The organism is Nocardia sp. NPDC056611, assembly GCF_042792755.1.
GTDB lineage: Bacteria > Actinomycetota > Actinomycetes > Mycobacteriales > Mycobacteriaceae > Nocardia.
The window spans coordinates 1,309,204-1,329,378 of the sequence record NZ_JBHTVV010000001.1 but is presented as its reverse complement, the minus strand read 5'-3'; the positions used below and the strand labels follow the sequence as shown (position 1 = coordinate 1,329,378).

The following is a 20,175-nucleotide window of genomic DNA, read 5'->3' as shown; positions in this document are numbered from 1 at the left end:
CGCCGAGCCACGTGGTCACAGCCTGCCGACATCCTTGAGCACCCGCCGGGCCTGCGCGAAGAGCATGCCCACATTGACCGACTTGCGGCACACCACGACCACGACCACGTCCTCGCGGCTCTCGGTCCGCACGAACAGGTGGGTGAGGTTGTCACTGTTGACCAGGATCTCCTGGAAGTAGTGGCGGTCGGAGCGGATGCCGCGGCGCTCCTTCCAGATGTTCTCGATCATGACCACATTGCGGCCCTGGAACAGCTCCAGCGTGGCCGCGGCCAGCAGATCGAGCACTTCGGTGGGGTGGTTGTCGACGGTCTCCACGGCCAGCAACATGCCGGTCGACATATCGATCGCGCCCGCGGCGATGCAGTCGGGCACGTCCGATCGCAGCACCTTGACCAGCGTCGCGATTCGATCCGTCATGCTGCCGGGCGCGCCGGCTCCGCTCGGATTGTTCATTGCGTCCTCTCTGATTTCCTTGGGGTGAGGCTTCGTTGGCCGCCGCGCAGCATGGGCTGGGGCGGGCTGGGCGGGAGCGCGTCATTGATGCCGCTGGCCCCGCGGCGGCGGCGCGGCAGCAGAGTGCGGCCGGTCAGGCCACGGGCGGGCGCGGGGTCGAGCGGGGTCGGATCGACTTCCACCGGCGCGATGACGAGCAGGTCGTCGTCGAGCATCCGGACCACCTCGACGGTGACCGCGTACAGGCTGCGGCACAACAACTTCGCGATATCGCGGCAGCTGCGGCGGCCGTTGGACCACAGCAGGATCTCGCGGCGGTGGCCGCTGCCCGGGCCGCTGAGCAACACCCGGCCGCGTTCGGTGAGCTGCAGGTGATTGCGGTGCGGGGAGACGCGGCCGTGGGCGAGCGCGCCCAGCCGCCGTTCGGTCTCCAGCAGGATCCACCCGGGTTCGAAGCCGGGCACCTGCGCCGCGGCGTCCTCGAATGTGTGGGGCGCGTCGGTGGATTCGAGGTCGGCGTCCGATTGCCAGAAGCAGTTGCCGATCCAGCCCGAGGCGATGGCGAAACAGCCGTCCACGGCGGCCATCATGGTCACCACGCGCAGATCGGCCTCTCCGGTGGAGGTGCGCCCGGGGCGCGCGAGCAATTCGCGCACCCCGGGCGCGCCGGGCGAGTCCACCGTGACCACCAGCCCGTGGACGACGTGGAGGTCGCCACCCGGCTCCCCGGTCACCCGCAGTACCCCGGTCCGCGTGGTGGCCGCGGCCTGCGCCAGTTCCCGGACCAGTTCGCGGGCCGATTCGCGGTCCAACGCCGGTAGGCGCCCGGCGACAGGTCCCGTAGTCATGCGCGAACTCCTGGGGAAATAGGCAGAACGACATGGCGCGAATGCGCGACCGACAGCGAAACGCGCACGCCTGGTAGATATTTCGACGGTGAATCGCATCGACCCCGCTCACCGCGTGTGGGATATCGTGACAGCCCAGCAGTTTTGGAGCAATGGATTCCTGCGAATCGAGTACTTAAGTCCCTTCGCGGCTACCGAATTCGCCGGGGTGGGATCCAGCATCACCAGCGCAAGCGATCCGCTACATGCACGCCACCGGGGTTAAGACTTATTGACAGAGACAGCGCGGAGTCACAATCGTTCCCGACGGAATTATATTGCGGCGCAATATGAACCGCCCGGTCGAATTGATTTGTCCGATGTCGAATCGGCGCGATGATCGAGGCGTCACCGATCGTGCGGGACGACGCATTCGGCCAAGGCCAGCAGATCCGCGGCGGGACGTCCCTCCAGCATGTCCGCGGCGGCGCGTATATGCCGCAGGGATTCCGCTTGCGCCCAAGCCTTTCCACCCGCACGTGCGATGAGATCCGCGGCGTGCGCGGCCGATTCCCGATCCAGAGCGGTAGCCGAGGCGTAGAGCTCGGCGAACTCGCGGCCCGCCGGCGTCGGCGACTCGAGGGCCGCCACCACGGGTAAGGAGTGCTTGCGCCGCATCAGATCATGGCCGACCGGTCGGCTCGGATTGCCGGGCTCACCCCAGATCCCGCGCAGGTCGTCACACAGCTGACAGGCGATGCCCAGCTCCCGGCCGAACCGGTCCATGGCCGCCACCACCTCCGAGGGCGCGCCAGCGCACAAGGCGCCCATGGCGCACGCGCACCCCAGCAGGGCCGCCCGCTGGTGGCGCAGCGTCTCCAGGCACTCCTCGAGCGACCCGGCCGGAGCGGATTCCTGGGCCCGGTCGTGATGCCGGCCCAGGCAGAGCTCGATGACCACGTCCGCCAGCCGCGCGATGCTGTCCAGCGTCGCGGTCGCCGGGGCGTCGGCCAGGGTCCAGATGGCCAGGCTGTGCAGGGCGTCCCCGACCAGCACCGCGTCGTCCACACCCCACAACTGCCACACCGTGGGACGCCCCCGGCGCACGGCGCCGCCCTCCACGATGTCGTCGTGGATGACCGTGAAGTTGTGCACCATCTCGACCGCGGCCGCGGCGTGCACGGCGGCGGCGGGCTCGGTGTCCAGAGCCGCGGCGGCCGCCAGCACCAGCGCCGGGCGCAGTCCCCGGCCCGACTCCCCCTCCGTCACCGCACCGTTCGCGTCGCACCAGCCCACGTGGTACTCGGCCATCAGGCGCAGTTCGCTGGGCAGGGTGTCGAACGCGGCCCGCAGCAGCGGCCGGGTGAGGCGCTTGGCCCGCCGCAACAGGTGTGTGGCCCGCTCGTCGGGCCCGATTCCGCTGTCCCGCGCGCCTTTCCGATGAGAGAAGGCGGCGCCGGCCGCTGTCGACGAACTCATGGCAACCTCCAGTGAACTGCTGCGGACTCGTGGTCGCCGGACCCGACCGGGTCGGCGCGCCGACCCGATGGACACCGGGCCCCGCGAGATGTGGGTGCCGACCGCTCAGCGACGAGCCGCGGGGGCGGCGTGCACGCTGACGAACGGCCCCGGCGGGCGGCCGAGCGCCGGCCTGGTCCGAGACACGCGCGGCGCTGCCTCGGAGTAACGTCCGGTCCTGATGTGCCAGTGCAGGTTTCCGGCCATGTGATCGCGCAGCCGATCGACGTGCGTCAGCAGCGCGGCCCGAACCTCCTCCGACAGTTGATGATCGGCCATGAAGCCCGGAAGCTGATCGCGGACAACGAGTTCGAACTGCCGCAGCCGCTCATTGGCCAGGTCCACCACGATGGCCGACGCGCGCTCCCGCGAACAGCCCAGGAACGACTGCGTCAGATACACCAGATTGTGCAGTTCGTGGTCATATTCGATTTCCCGCTGATACGAGTACAGATCATTGACCAGACCGGTGTAGTCCTGCGCCGAATGTTGCAGCTGCCGGACGATACCGGAGTCCGCGAGGTCCGCGACCGCCGGATCCGAGACAACTCCGGGCGAATGGAGCGCATCCAGCGCGCCGAACAAGGGACCACCGGAGGTGATCCGCCGCAATTCGAGATAGTCGACCGGGTCCGGCAAACGGTTCCGGGTCTCGTTCTCCAGCACGGTGATCCAGCCGTCGACGAGTTCGATCAGCGCCGCACGCAATCGATTCCGGCCGCTGTCGTCGCACACCGCCGACGTGTCCCGCCACAGCGCGGCCAGACCGAATTCGAGCGGACTGGACGGCGCCGGCGCGCTCTCGCTCAGCTGAAGAGGTAAGCGCCGCAATTGATCCCGTCCCGAGACCGGATCGGCCCGGAACACCCGGGTCCCCAGATCATCGGCGTAGCTGCCCCAGGTGCACCAGCGCGAGCGCAGCTTCAAGGTCTCCGCGTCGGCCTCGGGGTCGGCCATCGCCAGGAGCGCAGGAAAGTCCGCGTCGGCCAGCGATTCCGCTGTCCAGCCCACCCGCGGATCCAGCAGTCCCACCGAGGCTGCCCACTCCGCGACATCGGCGCGGGCCAGCTCCACGTGCGGATTCACCCCCACGACGTAGGGCATCTCCAGCCCGTTGACGGGCAGCGGACCCGCCACCCGGGGCGGTGGCACATGCTGATTCAGCTGTACCCGCAGCCCGGGCCGCAGCCGTGCGCCGGCGGTGCCCAGGCCGGTCGGCCCCCGATCGACGCCGCTGTTCATGTAGCGACTGGACCGCAGATGCCATTCGTGCCCACCGGACTGCCAGTCCTGCAGTCCCAGCGTGTAGCGCGTCACCGCGAGCTGCTCCTCGGGAGTGGCCGCGCGTTCGGTGAACAACGGGGGCACCTCGGCGAGCGCGGTGTGCTCGAACTGCTTGAGGCGGGAGGTCAGCACGTCATTGGTGAGCTCGGCGGCCGCCTGGGTGGGTAAGCCCAGGAACCGTTCCAGCACCAGCACCATGTTGGCGTTCTCACCCTCGACCCGCACCTCCCGTTCGTAGGAGAACAGGTCGTTGCGCAGATGCACTGCGTCGGAGAAGGTTTCGCACAGCACCCGCAGCGGGCGCTCCTCGGCGAAACGGCCGGGCACCTCGGCGCCGCAGGCGAATTCCACCAGCGCGGCCGACCAGGGCGCGCCGCCCACCCGGCGGCGCATCTCGATGTACTCGACCGGATTGGCGACCCGGTCGCGGGCGATATTGTCCAATTCCCAGAGGGATTCGACCATGAGGTTGTGGGTGGAGCGGCGCATGCGCCGCCGCCAGTCCTCCGACATGACGGGCACGGTGCGGGCCCAGCAGTCGGCCAGCCCGGCCTCCGAGGCGTTCTCCGGTTCCGGTGCGGGACAACCCGGTTCGGCCATGAACTCTTCCAGGCGCGCCAGGTAGCGGGTGGCCTCGGCGCGGTTGCCGGTGCGCTTGTAGGCGTCGAGGAACCAGTCGTCGAAGTAGAAGACCCAGATGTACCACTCGGTCAGCAGCGTCAAAGTCTCGGCGTCGCAATCGGGATGGGTGTAGGCGCACAGCAGCGCGTACCCCATGCGCTCCAATTTCTCGGCGTCCCAGATGGGTTTGCCGTCGACCCCGGGCTCACCGAGCATGCCCAGGCGCTCGGCCCACGCGGCGGCGTGGACGCGGGCGTAGTCGTGATGGGGATTGAGCCGGGCGGGGTGCGGGGAATAGAAATCGGGCAGGGTGAAGGGCTTCACTGCGGGGCCCTCTCGCTGGGCTGGTCAATAGGACATGCCGGTGAGCACTGCTTTGGGGAAATATCGCTACTCGGGGAAAGCCGAACGGGACCGCGTCGGAACTGCACTGCGAAGACGTGACTCTTACTGCGACAACGTGATCAGTGTCACAACCATGGTAAAGGCCTGTAGCCGTCTCGCCAACACCTCGCAATCTTCTCCGACCGACCGGTACCTCCCGGACCGGATCCCGGAGCCGTTCCCGGGATAGCCTGGGCGCTGCCCCACCCACCCGACCCACCCCGTCCAGGAGGATCGTCCATGTCGAATCCCGCCGCCGACCGCACCCCGATCCTGCAGCGGCTGGGCGATCGTGGCCGGGTCCGGGTGATCGTCGCCGGCGGCGGCACCGGCGGCCACACCTATCCGGCGGTCGCCGCGGTCCGGGCGCTGCGCGATCTGGCCGCCGAGGCCGACGCCACCGCCGAGGTGCTGTGGGTCGGCGTGCCCGACAGTCTCGAACAGCGGGTGGCGGCCGAGAACGACATCGACTTCACCGGCATCAAGGCCGGAAAGCTGCGGCGCGACCGCAATCCGCTGAAAATGCTCAACAAGGACAATGCCCGCGACGCGCTGCGGGTGCCGGTCAGCGTGCTCACCGCCCAGGGCGTGGTGGGCCGCTTCCGGCCGGACGCGGTGCTGTGCACCGGCGGCTACGTGTGCGCCCCCATCGGCATGGCCGCCGCGCTGCGCCGCCGCCCGCTGGTGATCCACGAGCAGACCACCGGCATCGGCAAGGCCAACCTGCTGCTGGCCCGGATGGCCGACCGCATCGCGCTGTCCTCCGAGGCCTCCATCGCCATGCTGCCCGCCAAGGTCCGGGGCCGGGCCCTGGTCACCGGCAACCCGATTCGGCCCGCGCTCACCGCCGGCGACCCCGCCGCGGCGGTCAAGGCCCTCGACTGGGACGGCTACGCCCCCGGCCTGCCGACCGTCTACATCACCGGCGGCGCGCAGGGCGCGGTGCAGATCAACGATCTGATCCGGGAGCTGCTGCCCGAACTGCTGCACTCCGCCAACGTGATTCACCAGTGCGGGCGGCTGTCCTTCGAGCAGGTGCGCGACTTCGCCGCCACCCTGCCCGAGGACGTGCGCGGCCGGTACCTGGTGCGCGAGTTCATCGGCCCGGAGCTCCCGGACGTGCTGGCGCTCACCGATGTGGTGATATCCCGTTCCGGCGCGGGCACTCTCGCGGAACTCACCACCCTGGGCAAGCCGTCGGTGCTGATCCCCTACCCGCATTCGGTGGGCGGGGAGCAGATCCGCAACGCGCGGATCCTGGCCGACCACAATGCGGCCCGCGCCCTGGTCGGCGAGGACGCCACCGCCGCCAATCTGCGCGCCGCCCTGACCGAGCTGCTCACCGAATCCGAGACCCGCGCAGCCGTTTCCGCCGCGGCCCGCGCCCTCGGACACCCGGAGGCCGCCGAGCACCTGGCCCTGACCGTGCTGGACCTCGCCACGCGGTGAACCCCGTCGCCGCGCGGTGATTCCGGTCCCACGCGAGCGATCCCACAGGCGAGTCTCAGCCGGGGTAGGTATGGTCGAAGGTGTCAGCAAGTTCTCGGCTATTACCGAGAAGATTGGAGATGCCAGCCATGCAAATCCAGGTCTTCGCCGACAAGAACGTCGGTGGCGGCGCGATCGCCCAGGATGCAACCGATACCATCGCTGCGATTCTGGACCGGTTCGCGGATCATCTCACCCGGGTCGAGGCCCACATCACCGATGTGAACGGCCACAAGGGTGGTTCCGAAGACAAGAAGTGCACCCTCGAGGCCCGGCCCAAGGGCCAGCCACCGGTCGCCACCACGCATCGCGCGGCCACCGTCGAGGACGCCTACACCGGGGCCGCCGACAGCATGGCACACCTGCTCGACAGCAGGTTCGGAAGACTGCATCACGCCAAGGGCGGCGAATCCATTCGTCACCTGGTGGCGGACTGAGCCGGCCGACTCTCGGGGCTTTCAGGGGTAAGTCCCTGAAGGCCCACCCGTGGAGAAGCAGTTCGATTCTCCGGGGCAGCTGAAGCCCCATCCAGGGGGAAGCGTTTACGGAAGGAGCCCGAGGCGGCGTGCTCGCACGACCGCCTCGTGGCGATTGTGCGCGCCCAGTTTGGTCATCGCGCTGCGCAGGTAGCTCTTCACCGTCTCCGGGCTCACCGAAAGCCGCTGGGCCGCTTCCACATTGGTGCAACCCAGGGCGATATGGGACAGCACGTCCAGTTCGCGCGGAGCCAGCGTCACCGCGTCGTCGGCGGCCGCCACCCCCGACACCAGGCGGGCGAGTTTCTCCGTGACGTCCCGCAGCCGCGCCCGCGCGGTGGCATCGGAGACCACCTGGGTGATCCCCCGCAGTTCCGCGTGCAGATCCCGGAGTTGTTCGGTGGCAATCACATTGGCGCTGTTCATGGACTCCCGTGCGAAGGACAGCCGCAGCCGCCGATCCACCTCGTCGCGGATGGCCAGTTCCGTGCTGAGCCGCCGCGCGGCCTGCACCATCTCGTCGGCCACTCCGTCGCCGATCACCCCCGTTTCGCGATTGGCGACGTAGATCACCGCGCGCGCCTCGCCCTTGACCACCACCGGCACCGCCACCACCGAGCGCAGGCCCTCCCCCAGGACCGGGACGTCGTAGTGGTGGGTGATGGTGGACGCCGAGCGGTAGTCGGCCACCGAGCGCGGGCGGCCCGTCGCCACCGCCGAACCGCCCAGCCCGGAGCTGTGCGCGACCGCCAGCCCCCGCATGCCGTTGGTCCGGGTTCCGACGAACTCGCTGAGCACCAGCGTGCCCGCGTGCACCTCGCCCCCGAAGACGACCGGCAGCTTGCTCAGGGCGGCGAGCGCGCGCAGCTCAGCGCGCAGGGCGTCGCCGTCGCTGGGGCGCAGGAGCCCGTCGGCGGCGGTAGTCATCGGGTAGCCCCTTTCGGGGGTAGTCGAGGCTGGGTGTGACGTAGATCCTACTGGTGTGACCGAGAGCACGAGCTACACCTTCGGAGTCTGGGACGCTCCCCTGCTGGGGGACACCATCGGGGCGAACCTGGACCGGACCACGGCGGCGCATCCGGACCGCGAGGCCCTCATCGACTACACGACCGGCATCCGCTGGACCTACCGCGAGTTCACCGACGAGGTGAACGCCCTGGCCCTGGGCCTGCTGGCGGCCGGGATCGGCAAGGGCGACCGGGTGGGCATCTGGGCGCCGAACTGCCCGCAGTGGACGCTGACCCAGTACGCGACCGCCAAGATCGGCGCGATCCTGGTGAACATCAACCCGGCCTACCGGGCCCACGAGCTGCGCTACGTGCTGACTCAGGCGGAGATCCGGCTGCTCGTCGCGGCGCCCGCGTTCAAGACCTCCGACTACGCGGCCATGATCGACGAGGTTCGCCCGGAGTGCCCGGAGCTGGAGCAGGTGGTGCTGCTCGACAGCACCGAGTGGCGGGACCTGTTCGCCACCGGGCGCGCGGCCGATCCGGACCTGCTGGCGGCGGCGCAGTCGGCGCTGTCCACCGACGATCCGATCAATATCCAGTACACGTCCGGCACAACGGGTTTCCCCAAGGGCGCGACGCTCAGCCACCACAACATCCTCAACAACGGCTATTTCGTGGGCGAGCTGTGCGGCTACACCGAGCAGGACCGCATCTGCATCCCGGTCCCCTTCTACCACTGCTTCGGCATGGTGATGGGCAATCTGGCGGCCACCACGCACGGCGCGGCCATGGTGATCCCGGCCCCGGCCTTCGACGCCCGCGCCACCCTGGAAGCCGTTGCGGCCGAACGCTGCACCTCGCTGTACGGGGTGCCGACCATGTTCATCGCCGAACTGGCCGACCCGGACTTCGACGCCTACGACCTGTCCTCGCTGCGCACCGGCATCATGGCCGGATCGCCGTGCCCGGTGGAGGTGATGAAGCAGGTCATCGAGCGGATGGGCATGCGCGAGGTGAGCATCTGCTATGGCATGACCGAGACCTCCCCCGTGTCCACCCAGACCCGCCGCGACGATTCGCTGGTGCAGCGCACCGCCACCGTGGGCCGGGCCGGGCCGCACATCGAGGTCAAGATCGTGGACCCGGTGACCGGGGTGACGGTGCCGATCGGCACCGCGGGCGAGCTGTGCACGCGCGGCTACTCGGTGATGCTCGGCTACTGGGGTCAGCCCGAGAAGACCGCGGAGGCCATCGATTCCGCGCGCTGGATGCATACCGGCGACCTGGCCACCATGGACGCCGACGGGTACGTCGCCATCACCGGGCGGATCAAGGACATGGTGATCCGGGGCGGCGAGAACATCTACCCGCGCGAGATCGAGGAATTCCTCTACACCCATCCCGACATCCTCGACGCCCAGGTGATCGGCGTGCCCGACGCCAAGTACGGCGAGGAGCTGATGGCCTGGGTCCGGCTGCGGCCCGGGGCGGAGGAGCTGACCGCCGAGACCCTGCGCGAGTTCTGCACCGGCAAGCTCGCGCATTTCAAGGTGCCGCGTTACGTGCACGTCGTCGAGGAGTTCCCGATGACGGTGACCGGCAAGATTCGCAAGGTCGAGATGCGGGAGATCAGCGCGCGGCTACTGGGAACGACCGAGGAGAACGCGTGAACAACGTCAATACCGAGGCCTATCGTGCGGCCCGTGACGGGCTGCTGGCCGCCGCCACCGACTACGACGCGGCGGTGCGCGATTTCGAGTGGCCACGACTGTCCGGTGAATTCAACTGGGCGATCGACTGGTTCGACGTCATCGCCCGCGGCAACGACCGGCCCGCGCTCTGGATCGTCGAGGAGGACGGGTCCGAGCAGCAGGTCGGCTTCGCCGAGATGGCCGAGCGCTCGGATCGGGTGGCCACCTGGCTGGCCGGGCTGGGCGTGGGCAAGGGCGATCGAGTGATGCTCATGCTGGGCAATCAGGTCGAGCTGTGGGAGGCCATGCTGGCCGTGGCCAAACTGGGTGCGGTCATCATGCCGACCACCGGCGCGCTGGGCCCGGCCGACCTGAGCGACCGGATCGAACGGGCCGGAGCGCGTTTCGTCATCGCCAACCAGGGCGACGCGGGCAAGTTCGACGAGGTGCCCGGCGACTACACCCGAATCGTGGTCGGCGGCGCCGTCTCCGGTTGGCAGAGCTATGCCGATGCCGCGGCGGTCGAGTCGGCCGGTCCGTTCCGGTCGGTCACCGAGGTGACCGATCCGCTGCTGGTGTACTTCACCTCCGGCACCACCAGCAAGCCGAAGATGGTGCAGCACTCCCAGATCAGCTACCCGGTCGGTCATTTGACCACCATGTACTGGCTCGGCGTCCGGCCCGGCGACACACACCTGGCCATCAGCGCGCCCGGCTGGGCCAAGCACGCCTGGAGCTGCTTCTTCACGCCGTGGCTGGCCGAGGCCACCGTCTTCGTCTACAACTACGCGCGTTTCGACGCCGCCGCCCTGCTCGCGCAGCTGCGCCGGGCCGAAGTGAACACGTTCTGCGCGCCGCCCACGGTGTGGCGCATGCTCATCCAGGCCGATCTGGGCGAGCGTCCGGCCGGGCTGCGCGAAATCCTCGGCGCGGGTGAACCATTGAACCCCGACGTCATCGCGCAGGTGGAGAAGGCGTGGGGCCTGACCATCCGTGACGGCTTCGGCCAGACCGAAACCACCCTGCAGGTGGGCAATACGCCCGGACAGCCGCTGGTGCCCGGCTCCATGGGCCGTCCCGCGCCGGGTGTGCCGGTGGCGCTGGTGGATCCGATCACCGGGCAGCTCGCCGACGAGGGCGAGATCTGCCTGGACCTGTCCGCTGGGCCGGTCAACCTGATGACCGGCTACCTGGGCGATCCCGAACGCAATGCCGCGGTCATGGCGGGCGGGTACTACCACACCGGCGATGTCGCGGCCCGGGACGCGAACGGCTACATCACCTACATCGGACGCACCGACGACGTGTTCAAATCCTCCGATTACAAGGTGTCGCCGTTCGAATTGGAGAGCGTGCTCATCGAGCATCCGGCCGTGGTGGAGGCCGCTGTGGTCCCGCAACCGGACGACACGCGGCTTGCCGTGCCGAAGGCATACGTTTCGCTGGCTGCGGGATGGGAACCCAACGCCGAAACCGCCCGCGCCATCCTCGAATACGCCCGCGACCACCTGGCTCCCTACCTGCGTGTCCGCCGGGTGGAGTTCACCGAACTACCGAAGACCATCTCCGGCAAGATCCGCCGCGTGGACCTGCGCCACCGCGAGGAACAGGCGCACGCGGAAGGCGTCACCATCCCCACCGAGTACCGCTACGAGGACGTCCTGACCGACACCACCCGCTGAACCCGCCCCACCCCTACCGACCCGCCCTGCCCCTGCGACAGATAGGAACACCCGTGTCCCACACCGTGGAGTCCGCGACCGCCTACGTCATCGCCGCCCTGGAGGCCAAGGGAACCGCCTCCCGCGACGACTTCGACGTGTCCGGGATCGTCAGCGCCACCCACAACATCATGCAGACATGGGATTTCCGCGCGGTCGCCCGAGACCGCTTCTGGGGCATCGCCGCCACCTTCATCCGAGCCTGACGAGCGGGCTCGCTCACAGTTCCGCGAATTCCGGGTTTCCAGCCCGGAATTGCCCTCACCATTGGCACGTGCACACCTCCGACTCCGTGCTGCTGCCCCGCTTCGTGCTGTCCCGCGCCGCCTCGGCGGGCCTGGATCCGGCCCGCCTGGCGCGGGAGGCCGGGATACCGGGCTGGCTGCTGGCCGACGGGGACGCCCGGGTGTCGAGTGACTACTTCCCGCGCCTGTGGGAGCTCTTCGAGCACGAACTCGGCGACCCGGAGGCCACGCTGCGCGCCACGGGCAGCTACCGGCTCGGCGAATTCGGGCTGATCGACTACCTGATCTCGACCGCGGATACCGTCGGCGCGGGGCTGGGGGTGCTGGGACCCTACGTCGGCTCGATCTCCACCAACTTCCGCATCGAGGCCGGCGCGCAGACCGAGACCGAATCCACCTTCGACGTCTACACCGTCAATATGGCGGGCCGTGGACGTGATCTGTCGGTGCAGATGGCGCTGACCTCGCTGGTCTCGCGCATGCGCCAGATCACCGGGCAGCCCATGGATCCGGTGTGCGTCGAACTGCGCGAGCGCGCGCCGCGGCGGCTGGACGCGTTCACCGAGCAATTCGGCACGGCCAGCCTGGAATTCGGCGCCCCGATGGACCGCATCACCTATCGCAATACCGACTTCGAGCGGCCGCAGATCACCGCGGACCCCATGCTGGCGGCGGTGCTGCGCCGCCACGCCGCCACCATGCCGCCGCCGCCCCCGCGCGCCACCGAATGGCCCGACCGGGTGGCCACGGTGCTGGCCGAGGTGCTCGACGGCACCGACGCGCTGCTCGAACAAGTCGCGCGGCGCCTGTACACCAGCCCCCGCACCCTCCAGCGCCGCCTCGCCGAATCCGGCACCACCTGGCGGCTGGAGGTCGATCGGGCCCGCAAGCGGCATTTCGAAGACCCCGAGCCTGGGACGCCGCCCCCGGACGACGCGCTATGACGCCCGGGATCGACCGCGGTACCGGATCTCCAGGCTCGAAGGTGGATGGGTGACCGGATCGGACAGCGTGCTGCTGGCGCGCTTCGTACTCACCCGGGCTCGGGCCGCGGGTGTGGATCCGGTGGCGTTGGCGCGGGCGGCGGGGATCGGGCCGGGCGCGCTGGAAGCCTCGGCGGGAAGTGTTCCGGGGCAGTGTTATCCCCGTTTGTGGGAGTTGTTCGAGCGCAGGGTGGATGTGCCGCACGTGGGACTGCGGGCGGCCGAACGATATGGAATGGGGGAACTGGGGATGATGGATTATCTGCTCGCGACCGCGCCGACGGTCGGCGAAGGCTTCCGGGCCGTAGGGGAATTCGGGTCGCGGCTGTCGGGCAACCGGCGGGTGGCCGTGGTCGCCGAGACCGACCGGCAGGTCACGTTCGCGTCGGAGACGGCGGCGCGGGGCCGGGGCGCGGAGGTCGCCGCACAGGCGAGTTTCGCCTACCTCACCGGCCGGGCCCGGCTGGCCGCGCGGGCGCGGATAGCGCCGGTGGCGGTCACCCTGCGGGAACGCGCGCCCCGACGACACGGTCCCTACCGGGAGTTCTTCGGCACGGCGGCAGTGGATTTCGGAGCCGAGGTCGACAGCCTGACGTTGCGCCGCGCGGACCTCGACCGGCCGCAGCATTCGGCCGATCCGGGCCTGGCCGCCGTGCTGCGGCGCGGCGCGGCCGTCGCCACCCTGTCCACGCCGCCCGCCCAGGCCTGGGTCGATCTACTTGCGGCCGAACTCGATTCACTGAGCGATCCGGCCCCACCCGGACCGGATCGCGACACCGCGGGCTTCCCGGCGGCGGTGTCCCTCGACACCGTCTCACTATCCGATATCGCGCGCCGGCTGGGAACCAGCCCGCGCACCGTGCAGCGGCGGCTGGCCGCGGCCGGAACCAGCTGGAGTCGGGAGCTGGCGAACGCTCGCCGCCGGGCCGCGTGGTGACGGTCGGCCGTGAACACTCGATCCGATTGTCACGACAGCATTCTCATGGCCCGGTTCGCGTTGGAGCGGGCGGTGCGGGCCGGACTCGACGCCGACCGGATCGCCCGGACGGCGGGCGTGCCCGCCTGGCGCGAAGGCGGTGAGGGCACCCGGGTGTCGTCCCGGTATTGCCTGCGGGTGTGGGAGCTGATCGAGCGCGAGACCGGGGATCCCGATATCGCGCTGCGCGTGTCCGACGAGAGCACCACCGGTGAGTTCGGGCTGCTCGAATATCTGTTCCTGTCCGCGGCCACGCTCGGCGACGCGCTCGAGGCGTGCGTGCGCCATACCGGCAGTCTCACCACGAGTCACGGCTTCCGCGTCGCGCGCCGCGACGAGCAGGAGGTCTGCTACGAGGTGCGGTCGGCGGTGGACGACTGCCGGGGCCGGGAACTGTTGATACAGGCGGCTTTCGCGCTGCTCGTGGGGCGGGCGCGGGCCGCCACCCGCTGCCCCGTGGTGCCGGCGCGGGTGAGTTTCCGGCAGGCCGCGCCCGCCGATCTCGCCACCGTCACCGAGCTGTTCGGCACCCGCGCAATCGATTTCGACGCCCCGGCGGACGCGCTGACGCTGCGGGCCGCGGATCTGGCGCTGCCGATGAAGTCGGCCGATCCGGAGCTGACGGCGGTGCTGCTGACCTACGCGGCCACCCTGCCCGCCACCCCGGAGGTCGGGGTGACCTGGCTCGAGCAGCTCGGCGACGCCATCGATCTGGCTCTCGCCGATGGCGCGGCGACGCTGGAAGTGGTTGCGCGGCGGCTGCTGACGTCGCCGAGATCACTCCAGCGCCGGCTGTCCGAGGCCGGAACCACTTGGCGGCGTGAGGTGGATCACGCACGCCGCCGCAGATTGCAACGCGCCGAACACCTTCCACGCGCCCAGCAGGCGGAATTCCTGGGTTACGCGGATCCGGCGAGCCTGCGGCGGGCGGTGCAGCGGTGGCGGGACCAGGCTGATCCGGAACCCGAAGACCCCCGTTGAGGAGCCGAAATCGCACCTACCGTACGGTATTCCGGCAACCCCACAGCAAGGTTGGCGTGTCCCGGACCGGTTTGGCGCTTTCGGAACTCCCGCGCGGAGCGGACGGAAATCAGACTGGACGGAAACGCCAGGACACTGTCACGCGTTCCCCCGGACCGGTACTCGATTGGAGCTTCCTCGTGCCCCACACCGCAGAAACCGCCACCGCCTACGTCGTCACCGCCGTGGAGGCCAAGGGCACCGCCACCCGGCACGACTTCGATATCAAGTCTATCGTGAGCACCACTCACAACCTCACCGAGAGCTGGGATTTCCACACCGTGGACCCGAACATGTTCTGGAACATCGTCGCCACGTTCCTCGAGCACTGAGATCGGTTCCCGCGCGCGTCAGATGCCGTCGACCGAGAGCGTCGCGTTCATCAGATTCATGGCAGCTGTGCACGGATCGAGCAACGCGGTGTGATCGCGGTTCCGCACCCACCAGGTGACGGTGCCGGTATCGGCCACCGTCACCGCGCAACCACCCGGATCCGCCGGATCCCGCCAGTACATGCCGCCGAAGTTCCGCACCACGAGCCGCTCCACGCGGTATCCGAACCGGTCGGCGATCCGCACCTCCCGCGCGAGCGTGTCGTCCCGCAGCCAGGCATAAGTGATGTCGACCACGCCGCCACCGGGATTCATGGCGGTCCAGTCGCACACCGTGGGCTCGCTCTGCCGCCGCATACCGGTGACGCCGATGGCGGCGGCCAGCTTCTGATCCTCCAGGGGGCCACAGCCCGCCAGCAGGTTCGGATCGGCCGCGGGACGGGAGTCGGCCTGCCGGTCGGCGTGCGAACACCCGGACAGGGCGGCGATCACCAAGGCCGCCACCGTGATTCGCACTCCGCGGCGCGCCATCAACTCTGCCCCGCCTGTGTCAGGGTGGCCGCGGCCAGCTGCTCCACGCCCTGGCAGGCGCGCGCGCTCGACCGTTCGGACCAGTCGATGAAGTCGGTGTCGCCGAATGCCACCGCGACCTCACAGGATTGCGCGCCCCGCCATTCGATGCCCGGCTGCCCGGCGATCCGGACGGTGGCGGGACTGCCGGTGGTGACCTGGTCGCGGCGGTCCTGCAATGAGCTGCCCCGGAACCAGTGGAAGGTGACGGCGTAGTCGCCGCCCGCGGCGGGCTGCCAGGCGCAGCCGATCGGATTGGCCGAAACCCGTTGCGCACCGGTCGATCCCGTGGCCTCGACCACCTCGGCGTCGGATGCGCCGCCACACAGGCCGATGGTGTCGGGAGACGGCGCGGCCGCCTTCGGCGCTGCGGTCATGGTCGCCGCGGCCCGCTGATCCGAGGAGTTCCCGCACCCCGCGACCGCCAGCCCGATCAAGGCGATCCCCACCGCCACGCGCGTCGCTCTCGTCACGCGGACCAGACTAGGCGAATCGGACCGGTCGTGCGGGTACACACTTTGACAACTCATCGGGGCTTTACTACCGTCGATAACGCACCTCGATAGGCGAGGCTCCTGCACGAACACAGGCCACTGATCTGACGACGTCGAGAGACGCCCAAGGTTAGGACAGATTTCCCCGGATTAAGGGGTAATCCAAAGTGGCTTTCCGATTCGGAACACGTCGTGCAGTGCCGAAGCTCTGACGAGAGGGGTGTGCGTCCTCCCCGGATTCCCCGGATCGACCTCCCCCGTGTGCGCTGATGAACCCGCGTATGAACTGTGTGAGGAGGTGCCCGGTCGGATGACAACCGATGACGACCCCGGACCTCCTGTCGCGCACTCGTAATTTCCCGGTATTCGGCGACGCCCCCATCACCCTTTCGCGTGATTCGGCGTGCGCCTATTTCCGCGCGCCCTTTGTCGATTAGATGCGGATTCATCCAATGACGCTCCAGATCACCATTCCCAACCGTCCCGAAACACGGCAGCCGACGCCGCGTCCGCGAAACCGGCTGCGCGCCGGCGACTTTCTGGTGCTCGGCGTGGCCGTGTTCCTGATCGCCGTGGCGCTGCGGCTGTTCCGCGATATGTCGGTGCCGTGGACGCCGGGCTCCGGACCGGAATCGGTGTCGACCGATCCCCGGGAACTGCCGTACTACGCGGCGCGCACCACGCTGCGGATGTTCCTGGGGCTGGCGGCCTCGATCCTGTTCACGCTGGTCGTCGGCCAGTGGGCGGCGCATTCGCGGCGGGCGGAGAAGGTGCTGGTCCCGATGGTGGACGTGCTGCAATCGGTGCCGGTGCTGGCGCTGGTCTCCATCACGGTGACCGCGTTCGTGGCGCTGTTCCGCGGCTCCTTCCTGGGCGCGGAGGCGGTGTGCGTGTTCGCCATCTTCACCGCGATGGCCTGGAACATGACCTTCGCCTACTACCAGGCGGTGCGCACCCTGCCGCGGGAGCTCGACGATGCCGCCCGCATGCTGCGGCTCACCCGCTGGCAGCGGTTGTGGCAGCTGGAGGTGCCGGCCGCCATGGTGCCGTTGATCTGGAACGGGATGATGAGCTTCGGCGGCGCCTGGTTCATGCTCGCCGCGTCCGAGGTGATCACGGTGTCCGGGCGGGAAGAGGCGCTGCCGGGCATGGGCAGCTTCATCGCGGCGGCGACCTCGCAGGGGCAGGTCTCGCGACTGCTGCTGGGCGCGCTGGTCATGGTGGCCACCATCGTCGTCGTGAACGTGCTGTTCTGGCGGCCGCTCACCGCGTGGTCGGAGCGGTTCCGGGTGGAGCACACCGAAAGCGCCGAAGTCCCACGCAGTCTCGTGCTGGACCTGCTGCGGCGCAGCACGGTGCCGGGGCGGCTGGCGCGGGTGACACGACCGGTCGGTGAGGGGATCGATCGCGTCATGCGAGTGTTCGGGCGCAGCACCCGGTCCGCCTACGACGACCGTCCCGGCGGCCGGGCCGGGGACGTGGTCTTCTTCGGGCTGCTGCTGGCGGCGCTGGCCTGGGGCACCTGGACGCTGGCCGCCTACTTCGAAAGGACCGTCGGGCTGGCCGAATTCGGGCCCGCCACGCTCATGGGCCTGGCGAGTCTGAGCCGGGTGATCGTGCTGCTGGTGATGTCCACCGTGGTGTGGGTGCCGGTCGGGGTGTGGATCGGGTTGAACCCGCGGGTGTGCCGGTTCGCGCAGCCGGTGGTGCAGGTGCTGGCCAGTTTCCCGGCGCAGTTCCTGTTCATCTTCGTGATCGCGGCGCTCACCTGGACCGGCGTCTCGCTGAACATCGGCGGCATCGTGCTGATGGCTCTGGGCGCGCAGTGGTACGTGCTGTTCAACGTGATCGCCGCGGCCGGGCAGATCCCGACCGATCTGCGCGAGGCCATGGACGATCTCGGCGTGCACGGGTGGCTGCGGTGGAAGTCGTTGATCCTGCCCGCGATCGCCCCCGGCTATGTGGTCGGCGCGATCACCGCGTTCGGCGGGGCCTGGAACGCCACGCTGGTCGGCGAGGTGGTCGAGGCGGGCGGCACCCATCTGCAGGCGTACGGGCTGGGCGCGTACATCACCAATGCCACCGCGGCGGACATGTTTCCGAAGGTGCTGCTGGGCACCGTGGTGATGAGCGTCGTCACCGTGACCATCAACCGGCTGGTGTGGCGTCGGCTGCAGCGCCGGGCCGAACAGCGTTTCTCGTTGAACTGAAACCGTTTTCGAAAGGAGGACAGCCATGTCCACCCCCATCATCACCGTCGACCGCGTCAGCAAGCACTACACCGGGCCCGCCGGTGCGCCGCTGCCGGTGCTCTCGGAGGTCTCGCTGGAGCTGCGCGAGAGCGAGATCGTCGCGCTGATCGGGCGGTCCGGGTCCGGGAAGTCCACGCTGCTGCGGATCATGGCCGGACTGGTCGCCCCGACGTCGGGATCCGCGCGGCTGCACGGCGAGCGGATCACCGCGCCGCATCCGAGCGCCGCCATGGTGTTCCAGAACTTCGCGCTGCTGCCGTGGCTGACCGTGCGGCAGAACATCGAGCTCGGGCTGCGCGCCCAGGGCATGCCGAGCCGGGAACGCGCCGAACGGGTCACCGACGCCATCGACATGATCGGCCTCGGCGGCTTCGAGAACGCCTGTCCCAAGGAGCTTTCCGGCGGAATGCGCCAGCGCGTCGGCTTCGCGCGGGCCCTGGTGCTGCGACCCGAGGTCCTGCTCATGGACGAGCCGTTCTCCGCGCTGGACGTGCAGACCGCCGAGAACCTGCGGGGCGAGCTCATGCGGCTGTGGACCGAGACCGCCTTCCCCACCCGGACCATGCTGATGGTCACCCACAATATCGAGGAGGCCGTCCTGCTCGCGGACCGAATCCTGGTGCTGGACAACGATCCCGGGCGGATCAAGGGCGAGATCCGGGTGCCGCTGGATCCGCCGCGCGACCCGCGCGCCGCCGGGTTCCAGGCGCTGACGGACCGGGCCTACCGGCTGCTGGTCGAGGGCAGCGAACGGAGGCTCGACCGCGACGCGGCCTGAGCAGGAGGAGGTCAGTCCGTGCGGCGGGCTCGGGCGCGGCGTTTGCCTTCGTGCATGGCCTGCACCCGCGCCACCGGGATGGTGTGGCCCTCGGCGATGAGATCCGCCGGGAGCGTTTGCGGTTCGGGCATCGCCTCGGCCCACGGATCCCGGTCGCCGAGGATGGCGGCGGCGGTGCGCACGGTGAAATCGCGCGGATCGATCTCCGGCAGGTCGGCCCAGCCGACCGGGAACGACACCGTCGCGCCCGGCCGCACCCGCGGGCTGTACACCGACACCACCGTCGCCCCGCCGGCCCGGGTGGAATCCAGGAAAACCTTGCCGCCCCGGTCTTCTCGAATGAAGGCCGTGGTGGCCAGGTCCGGGTCGAGCCGTTCGGCGCGCGCCGCGATGGCCCGGGTGGCGGCCGCCGCGTCCTCGATATCGACCCCCGCCCGCACGGGCACGAAGATGTGCACCCCCTTGGACCCACTGGTCTTCACCGCCCCCGCCAGCCCGTCGTCCGCCAGCGCCCGCCGAATCAGCTCGGCCGCGGCCACCGCCCGCGAAAACGGCTGTCCCGGTTCGGGATCGATATCCAGCACCAGATGGGTGGGTCCACCGGAGTAGTCGACCAGATCCTCCGCCAGCAGCAGCGTGACGTGGTACTCCACCGCCCGCTGATTCCCGAACCACAACAGTGTCCGCACGTCATCGCACAAGGCGTACGACACTTCCCGTTTGGAGCTCCCCGCCCACAAGGTCTTCCGCCGCACCCACTCCGGCGTGTACTTCGGCAGATTCTTCTGCATGAACGGCTCCTGTCCCGGCCGCACCCGCACCACCGACAACGGCCGCTCCCGCAGCGCCCCCACCATCCGCTCCCCCACCGCCTCGAGATAGTCGATCAGCTCCCCCTTGGTGGCCCCCGCCCCGTCGAACAGGGGACTGTCCAGACTGGAGAACTTCAGACCGGCCCGCGCGTCTTCGCCCATCGGCCCACCATGCGCCCCCACCGCACCCCCGTCAACCACCCCGGCCGTGTCCGCGGTCACCGGCGAGGGGAGACCGAACCTAACATCGTGCGGATTCACCGGCGAGAGCAACAATCTGTCACCCTCGCGGCGGTC

Annotated in this window: 19 protein-coding genes and 1 riboswitch; of the genes, 11 read left to right on the top strand and 8 right to left on the bottom strand. The window is 69.4% G+C overall.

All coding sequences use genetic code 11. From position 1 onward, the window contains the following. Window positions 1–15: 15 nt before the first annotated feature. From ACFRAQ_RS06105 to ACFRAQ_RS06090, 4 genes are all read right to left on the bottom strand, one after another. The gene (locus ACFRAQ_RS06105; protein WP_379094669.1) at window positions 16–456 is read right to left on the bottom strand and encodes a hypothetical protein; all 441 of its coding nucleotides are present in this window, start codon (window positions 454–456) and stop codon (window positions 16–18) included. Then, a complete protein-coding gene (locus ACFRAQ_RS06100) occupies window positions 453–1,304 on the bottom strand; it encodes a hypothetical protein (RefSeq protein ID WP_379094667.1) in 852 nt (283 codons plus the stop codon). The genes ACFRAQ_RS06105 and ACFRAQ_RS06100 overlap by 4 nt, the downstream gene beginning before the upstream one ends. A 387-nt stretch (window positions 1,305–1,691) precedes the next feature. Then, window positions 1,692–2,762 (bottom strand): polyprenyl synthetase family protein, encoded by a 1,071-nt coding sequence (locus tag ACFRAQ_RS06095; protein WP_379094665.1) that lies wholly within the window; start codon window positions 2,760–2,762, stop codon window positions 1,692–1,694. A 105-nt stretch (window positions 2,763–2,867) separates the two neighbouring features. After that, window positions 2,868–5,030 carry a germacradienol/geosmin synthase gene (locus ACFRAQ_RS06090; protein WP_379094663.1) on the bottom strand — a complete coding sequence of 721 codons (2,163 nt, stop codon included), beginning with the start codon at window positions 5,028–5,030 and terminating at the stop codon, window positions 2,868–2,870. A 300-nt stretch (window positions 5,031–5,330) separates the two neighbouring features. Between ACFRAQ_RS06090 and ACFRAQ_RS06085 the strand changes: the two genes are divergently transcribed. Then, window positions 5,331–6,539: a glycosyltransferase gene (locus ACFRAQ_RS06085; protein WP_379094661.1), complete on the top strand. Its 1,209-nt coding sequence runs from the start codon at window positions 5,331–5,333 to the stop codon at window positions 6,537–6,539. Window positions 6,540–6,658: 119 nt separating this feature from the next. After that, window positions 6,659–7,015, top strand: coding sequence for a ribosomal subunit interface protein (locus tag ACFRAQ_RS06080; protein ID WP_379094659.1), 357 nt, complete (start codon window positions 6,659–6,661; stop codon window positions 7,013–7,015). Between the two features lie 105 nt (window positions 7,016–7,120). Here ACFRAQ_RS06080 and ACFRAQ_RS06075 read toward each other — a convergent pair whose 3' ends face one another. After that, window positions 7,121–7,981, bottom strand: coding sequence for a response regulator transcription factor (locus tag ACFRAQ_RS06075; RefSeq protein WP_379094657.1), 861 nt, complete (start codon window positions 7,979–7,981; stop codon window positions 7,121–7,123). A gap of 55 nt (window positions 7,982–8,036) precedes the next feature. On the opposite strand from ACFRAQ_RS06075, the gene ACFRAQ_RS06070 reads away from it, so the two are divergent. The 7 genes from ACFRAQ_RS06070 (at window position 8,037) to ACFRAQ_RS06040 (ending at window position 14,972) form a co-directional block, all read left to right on the top strand. After that, a complete protein-coding gene (locus ACFRAQ_RS06070) occupies window positions 8,037–9,674 on the top strand; it encodes an AMP-binding protein (protein WP_379094655.1) in 1,638 nt (545 codons plus the stop codon). Further along, a complete protein-coding gene (locus tag ACFRAQ_RS06065; RefSeq protein ID WP_379094653.1) occupies window positions 9,671–11,377 on the top strand; it encodes an AMP-binding protein in 1,707 nt (568 codons plus the stop codon). The genes ACFRAQ_RS06070 and ACFRAQ_RS06065 overlap by 4 nt, the downstream gene beginning before the upstream one ends. A 53-nt stretch (window positions 11,378–11,430) precedes the next feature. Beyond that, window positions 11,431–11,622: a hypothetical protein gene (locus ACFRAQ_RS06060; RefSeq protein ID WP_379094651.1), complete on the top strand. Its 192-nt coding sequence runs from the start codon at window positions 11,431–11,433 to the stop codon at window positions 11,620–11,622. A 68-nt stretch (window positions 11,623–11,690) separates the two neighbouring features. Then, window positions 11,691–12,605, top strand: a complete 915-nt coding sequence (locus ACFRAQ_RS06055) for an AraC family transcriptional regulator ligand-binding domain-containing protein (RefSeq protein WP_379094649.1) — start codon at window positions 11,691–11,693, stop codon at window positions 12,603–12,605. A 49-nt stretch (window positions 12,606–12,654) separates the two neighbouring features. Continuing rightward, window positions 12,655–13,581 (top strand): AraC family transcriptional regulator ligand-binding domain-containing protein, encoded by a 927-nt coding sequence (locus ACFRAQ_RS06050; RefSeq protein WP_379094647.1) that lies wholly within the window; start codon window positions 12,655–12,657, stop codon window positions 13,579–13,581. Between the two features lie 45 nt (window positions 13,582–13,626). Then, on the top strand, window positions 13,627–14,601 hold the full coding sequence (locus ACFRAQ_RS06045; RefSeq protein WP_379094645.1) for an AraC family transcriptional regulator ligand-binding domain-containing protein: 975 nt from the start codon (window positions 13,627–13,629) through the stop codon (window positions 14,599–14,601). Between the two features lie 179 nt (window positions 14,602–14,780). Further along, entirely contained in the window at window positions 14,781–14,972 is a 192-nt protein-coding gene (locus tag ACFRAQ_RS06040; protein ID WP_357086464.1) for a hypothetical protein, read from the top strand. 18 nt (window positions 14,973–14,990) lie between these two features. Here the strand turns inward: ACFRAQ_RS06040 and ACFRAQ_RS06035 are convergent, their stop codons facing one another. After that, on the bottom strand, window positions 14,991–15,503 hold the full coding sequence (locus tag ACFRAQ_RS06035) for a DUF3558 family protein (protein WP_379094643.1): 513 nt from the start codon (window positions 15,501–15,503) through the stop codon (window positions 14,991–14,993). Continuing rightward, window positions 15,503–16,015 (bottom strand): DUF3558 family protein, encoded by a 513-nt coding sequence (locus tag ACFRAQ_RS06030; RefSeq protein ID WP_379094641.1) that lies wholly within the window; start codon window positions 16,013–16,015, stop codon window positions 15,503–15,505. Before ACFRAQ_RS06030 ends, ACFRAQ_RS06035 begins: the two co-directional genes overlap by 1 nt. Window positions 16,016–16,093: 78 nt before the next feature. After that, window positions 16,094–16,263: riboswitch (M-box (ykoK) riboswitch) on the top strand. 225 nt (window positions 16,264–16,488) lie between these two features. Between ACFRAQ_RS06030 and ACFRAQ_RS06025 the strand changes: the two genes are divergently transcribed. Both ACFRAQ_RS06025 and ACFRAQ_RS06020 read left to right on the top strand, forming a co-directional pair. Beyond that, entirely contained in the window at window positions 16,489–18,246 is a 1,758-nt protein-coding gene (locus tag ACFRAQ_RS06025; protein ID WP_379094639.1) for an ABC transporter permease, read from the top strand. Window positions 18,247–18,271: 25 nt separating this feature from the next. Further along, on the top strand, window positions 18,272–19,066 hold the full coding sequence (locus ACFRAQ_RS06020; protein WP_379094637.1) for an ABC transporter ATP-binding protein: 795 nt from the start codon (window positions 18,272–18,274) through the stop codon (window positions 19,064–19,066). Window positions 19,067–19,077: 11 nt separating this feature from the next. On the opposite strand, the gene ACFRAQ_RS06015 is transcribed toward ACFRAQ_RS06020, so the two are convergent. Beyond that, window positions 19,078–20,040, bottom strand: a complete 963-nt coding sequence (locus ACFRAQ_RS06015; protein WP_379094635.1) for a DNA polymerase domain-containing protein — start codon at window positions 20,038–20,040, stop codon at window positions 19,078–19,080. Window positions 20,041–20,175 lie beyond the last annotated feature (135 nt).

Excerpts from the sequence above, each read along its gene's own strand:
- ACFRAQ_RS06105 (WP_379094669.1), bottom strand. The coding sequence starts at position 456 with ATGAACAATCCGAGCGGAGCCGGCGCGCCCGGCAGCATGACGGATCGA.
- ACFRAQ_RS06100 (WP_379094667.1), bottom strand. The coding sequence starts at position 1,304 with ATGACTACGGGACCTGTCGCCGGGCGCCTACCGGCGTTGGACCGCGAA.
- ACFRAQ_RS06095 (WP_379094665.1), bottom strand. The coding sequence starts at position 2,762 with ATGAGTTCGTCGACAGCGGCCGGCGCCGCCTTCTCTCATCGGAAAGGC.
- ACFRAQ_RS06085 (WP_379094661.1), top strand. The coding sequence starts at position 5,331 with ATGTCGAATCCCGCCGCCGACCGCACCCCGATCCTGCAGCGGCTGGGC.
- ACFRAQ_RS06080 (WP_379094659.1), top strand. The coding sequence starts at position 6,659 with ATGCCAGCCATGCAAATCCAGGTCTTCGCCGACAAGAACGTCGGTGGC.
- ACFRAQ_RS06075 (WP_379094657.1), bottom strand. The coding sequence starts at position 7,981 with ATGACTACCGCCGCCGACGGGCTCCTGCGCCCCAGCGACGGCGACGCC.
- ACFRAQ_RS06045 (WP_379094645.1), top strand. The coding sequence starts at position 13,627 with ATGGCCCGGTTCGCGTTGGAGCGGGCGGTGCGGGCCGGACTCGACGCC.
- ACFRAQ_RS06035 (WP_379094643.1), bottom strand. The coding sequence starts at position 15,503 with ATGGCGCGCCGCGGAGTGCGAATCACGGTGGCGGCCTTGGTGATCGCC.
- ACFRAQ_RS06025 (WP_379094639.1), top strand. The coding sequence starts at position 16,489 with ATGACGCTCCAGATCACCATTCCCAACCGTCCCGAAACACGGCAGCCG.
- ACFRAQ_RS06020 (WP_379094637.1), top strand. The coding sequence starts at position 18,272 with ATGTCCACCCCCATCATCACCGTCGACCGCGTCAGCAAGCACTACACC.
- ACFRAQ_RS06015 (WP_379094635.1), bottom strand. The coding sequence starts at position 20,040 with ATGGGCGAAGACGCGCGGGCCGGTCTGAAGTTCTCCAGTCTGGACAGT.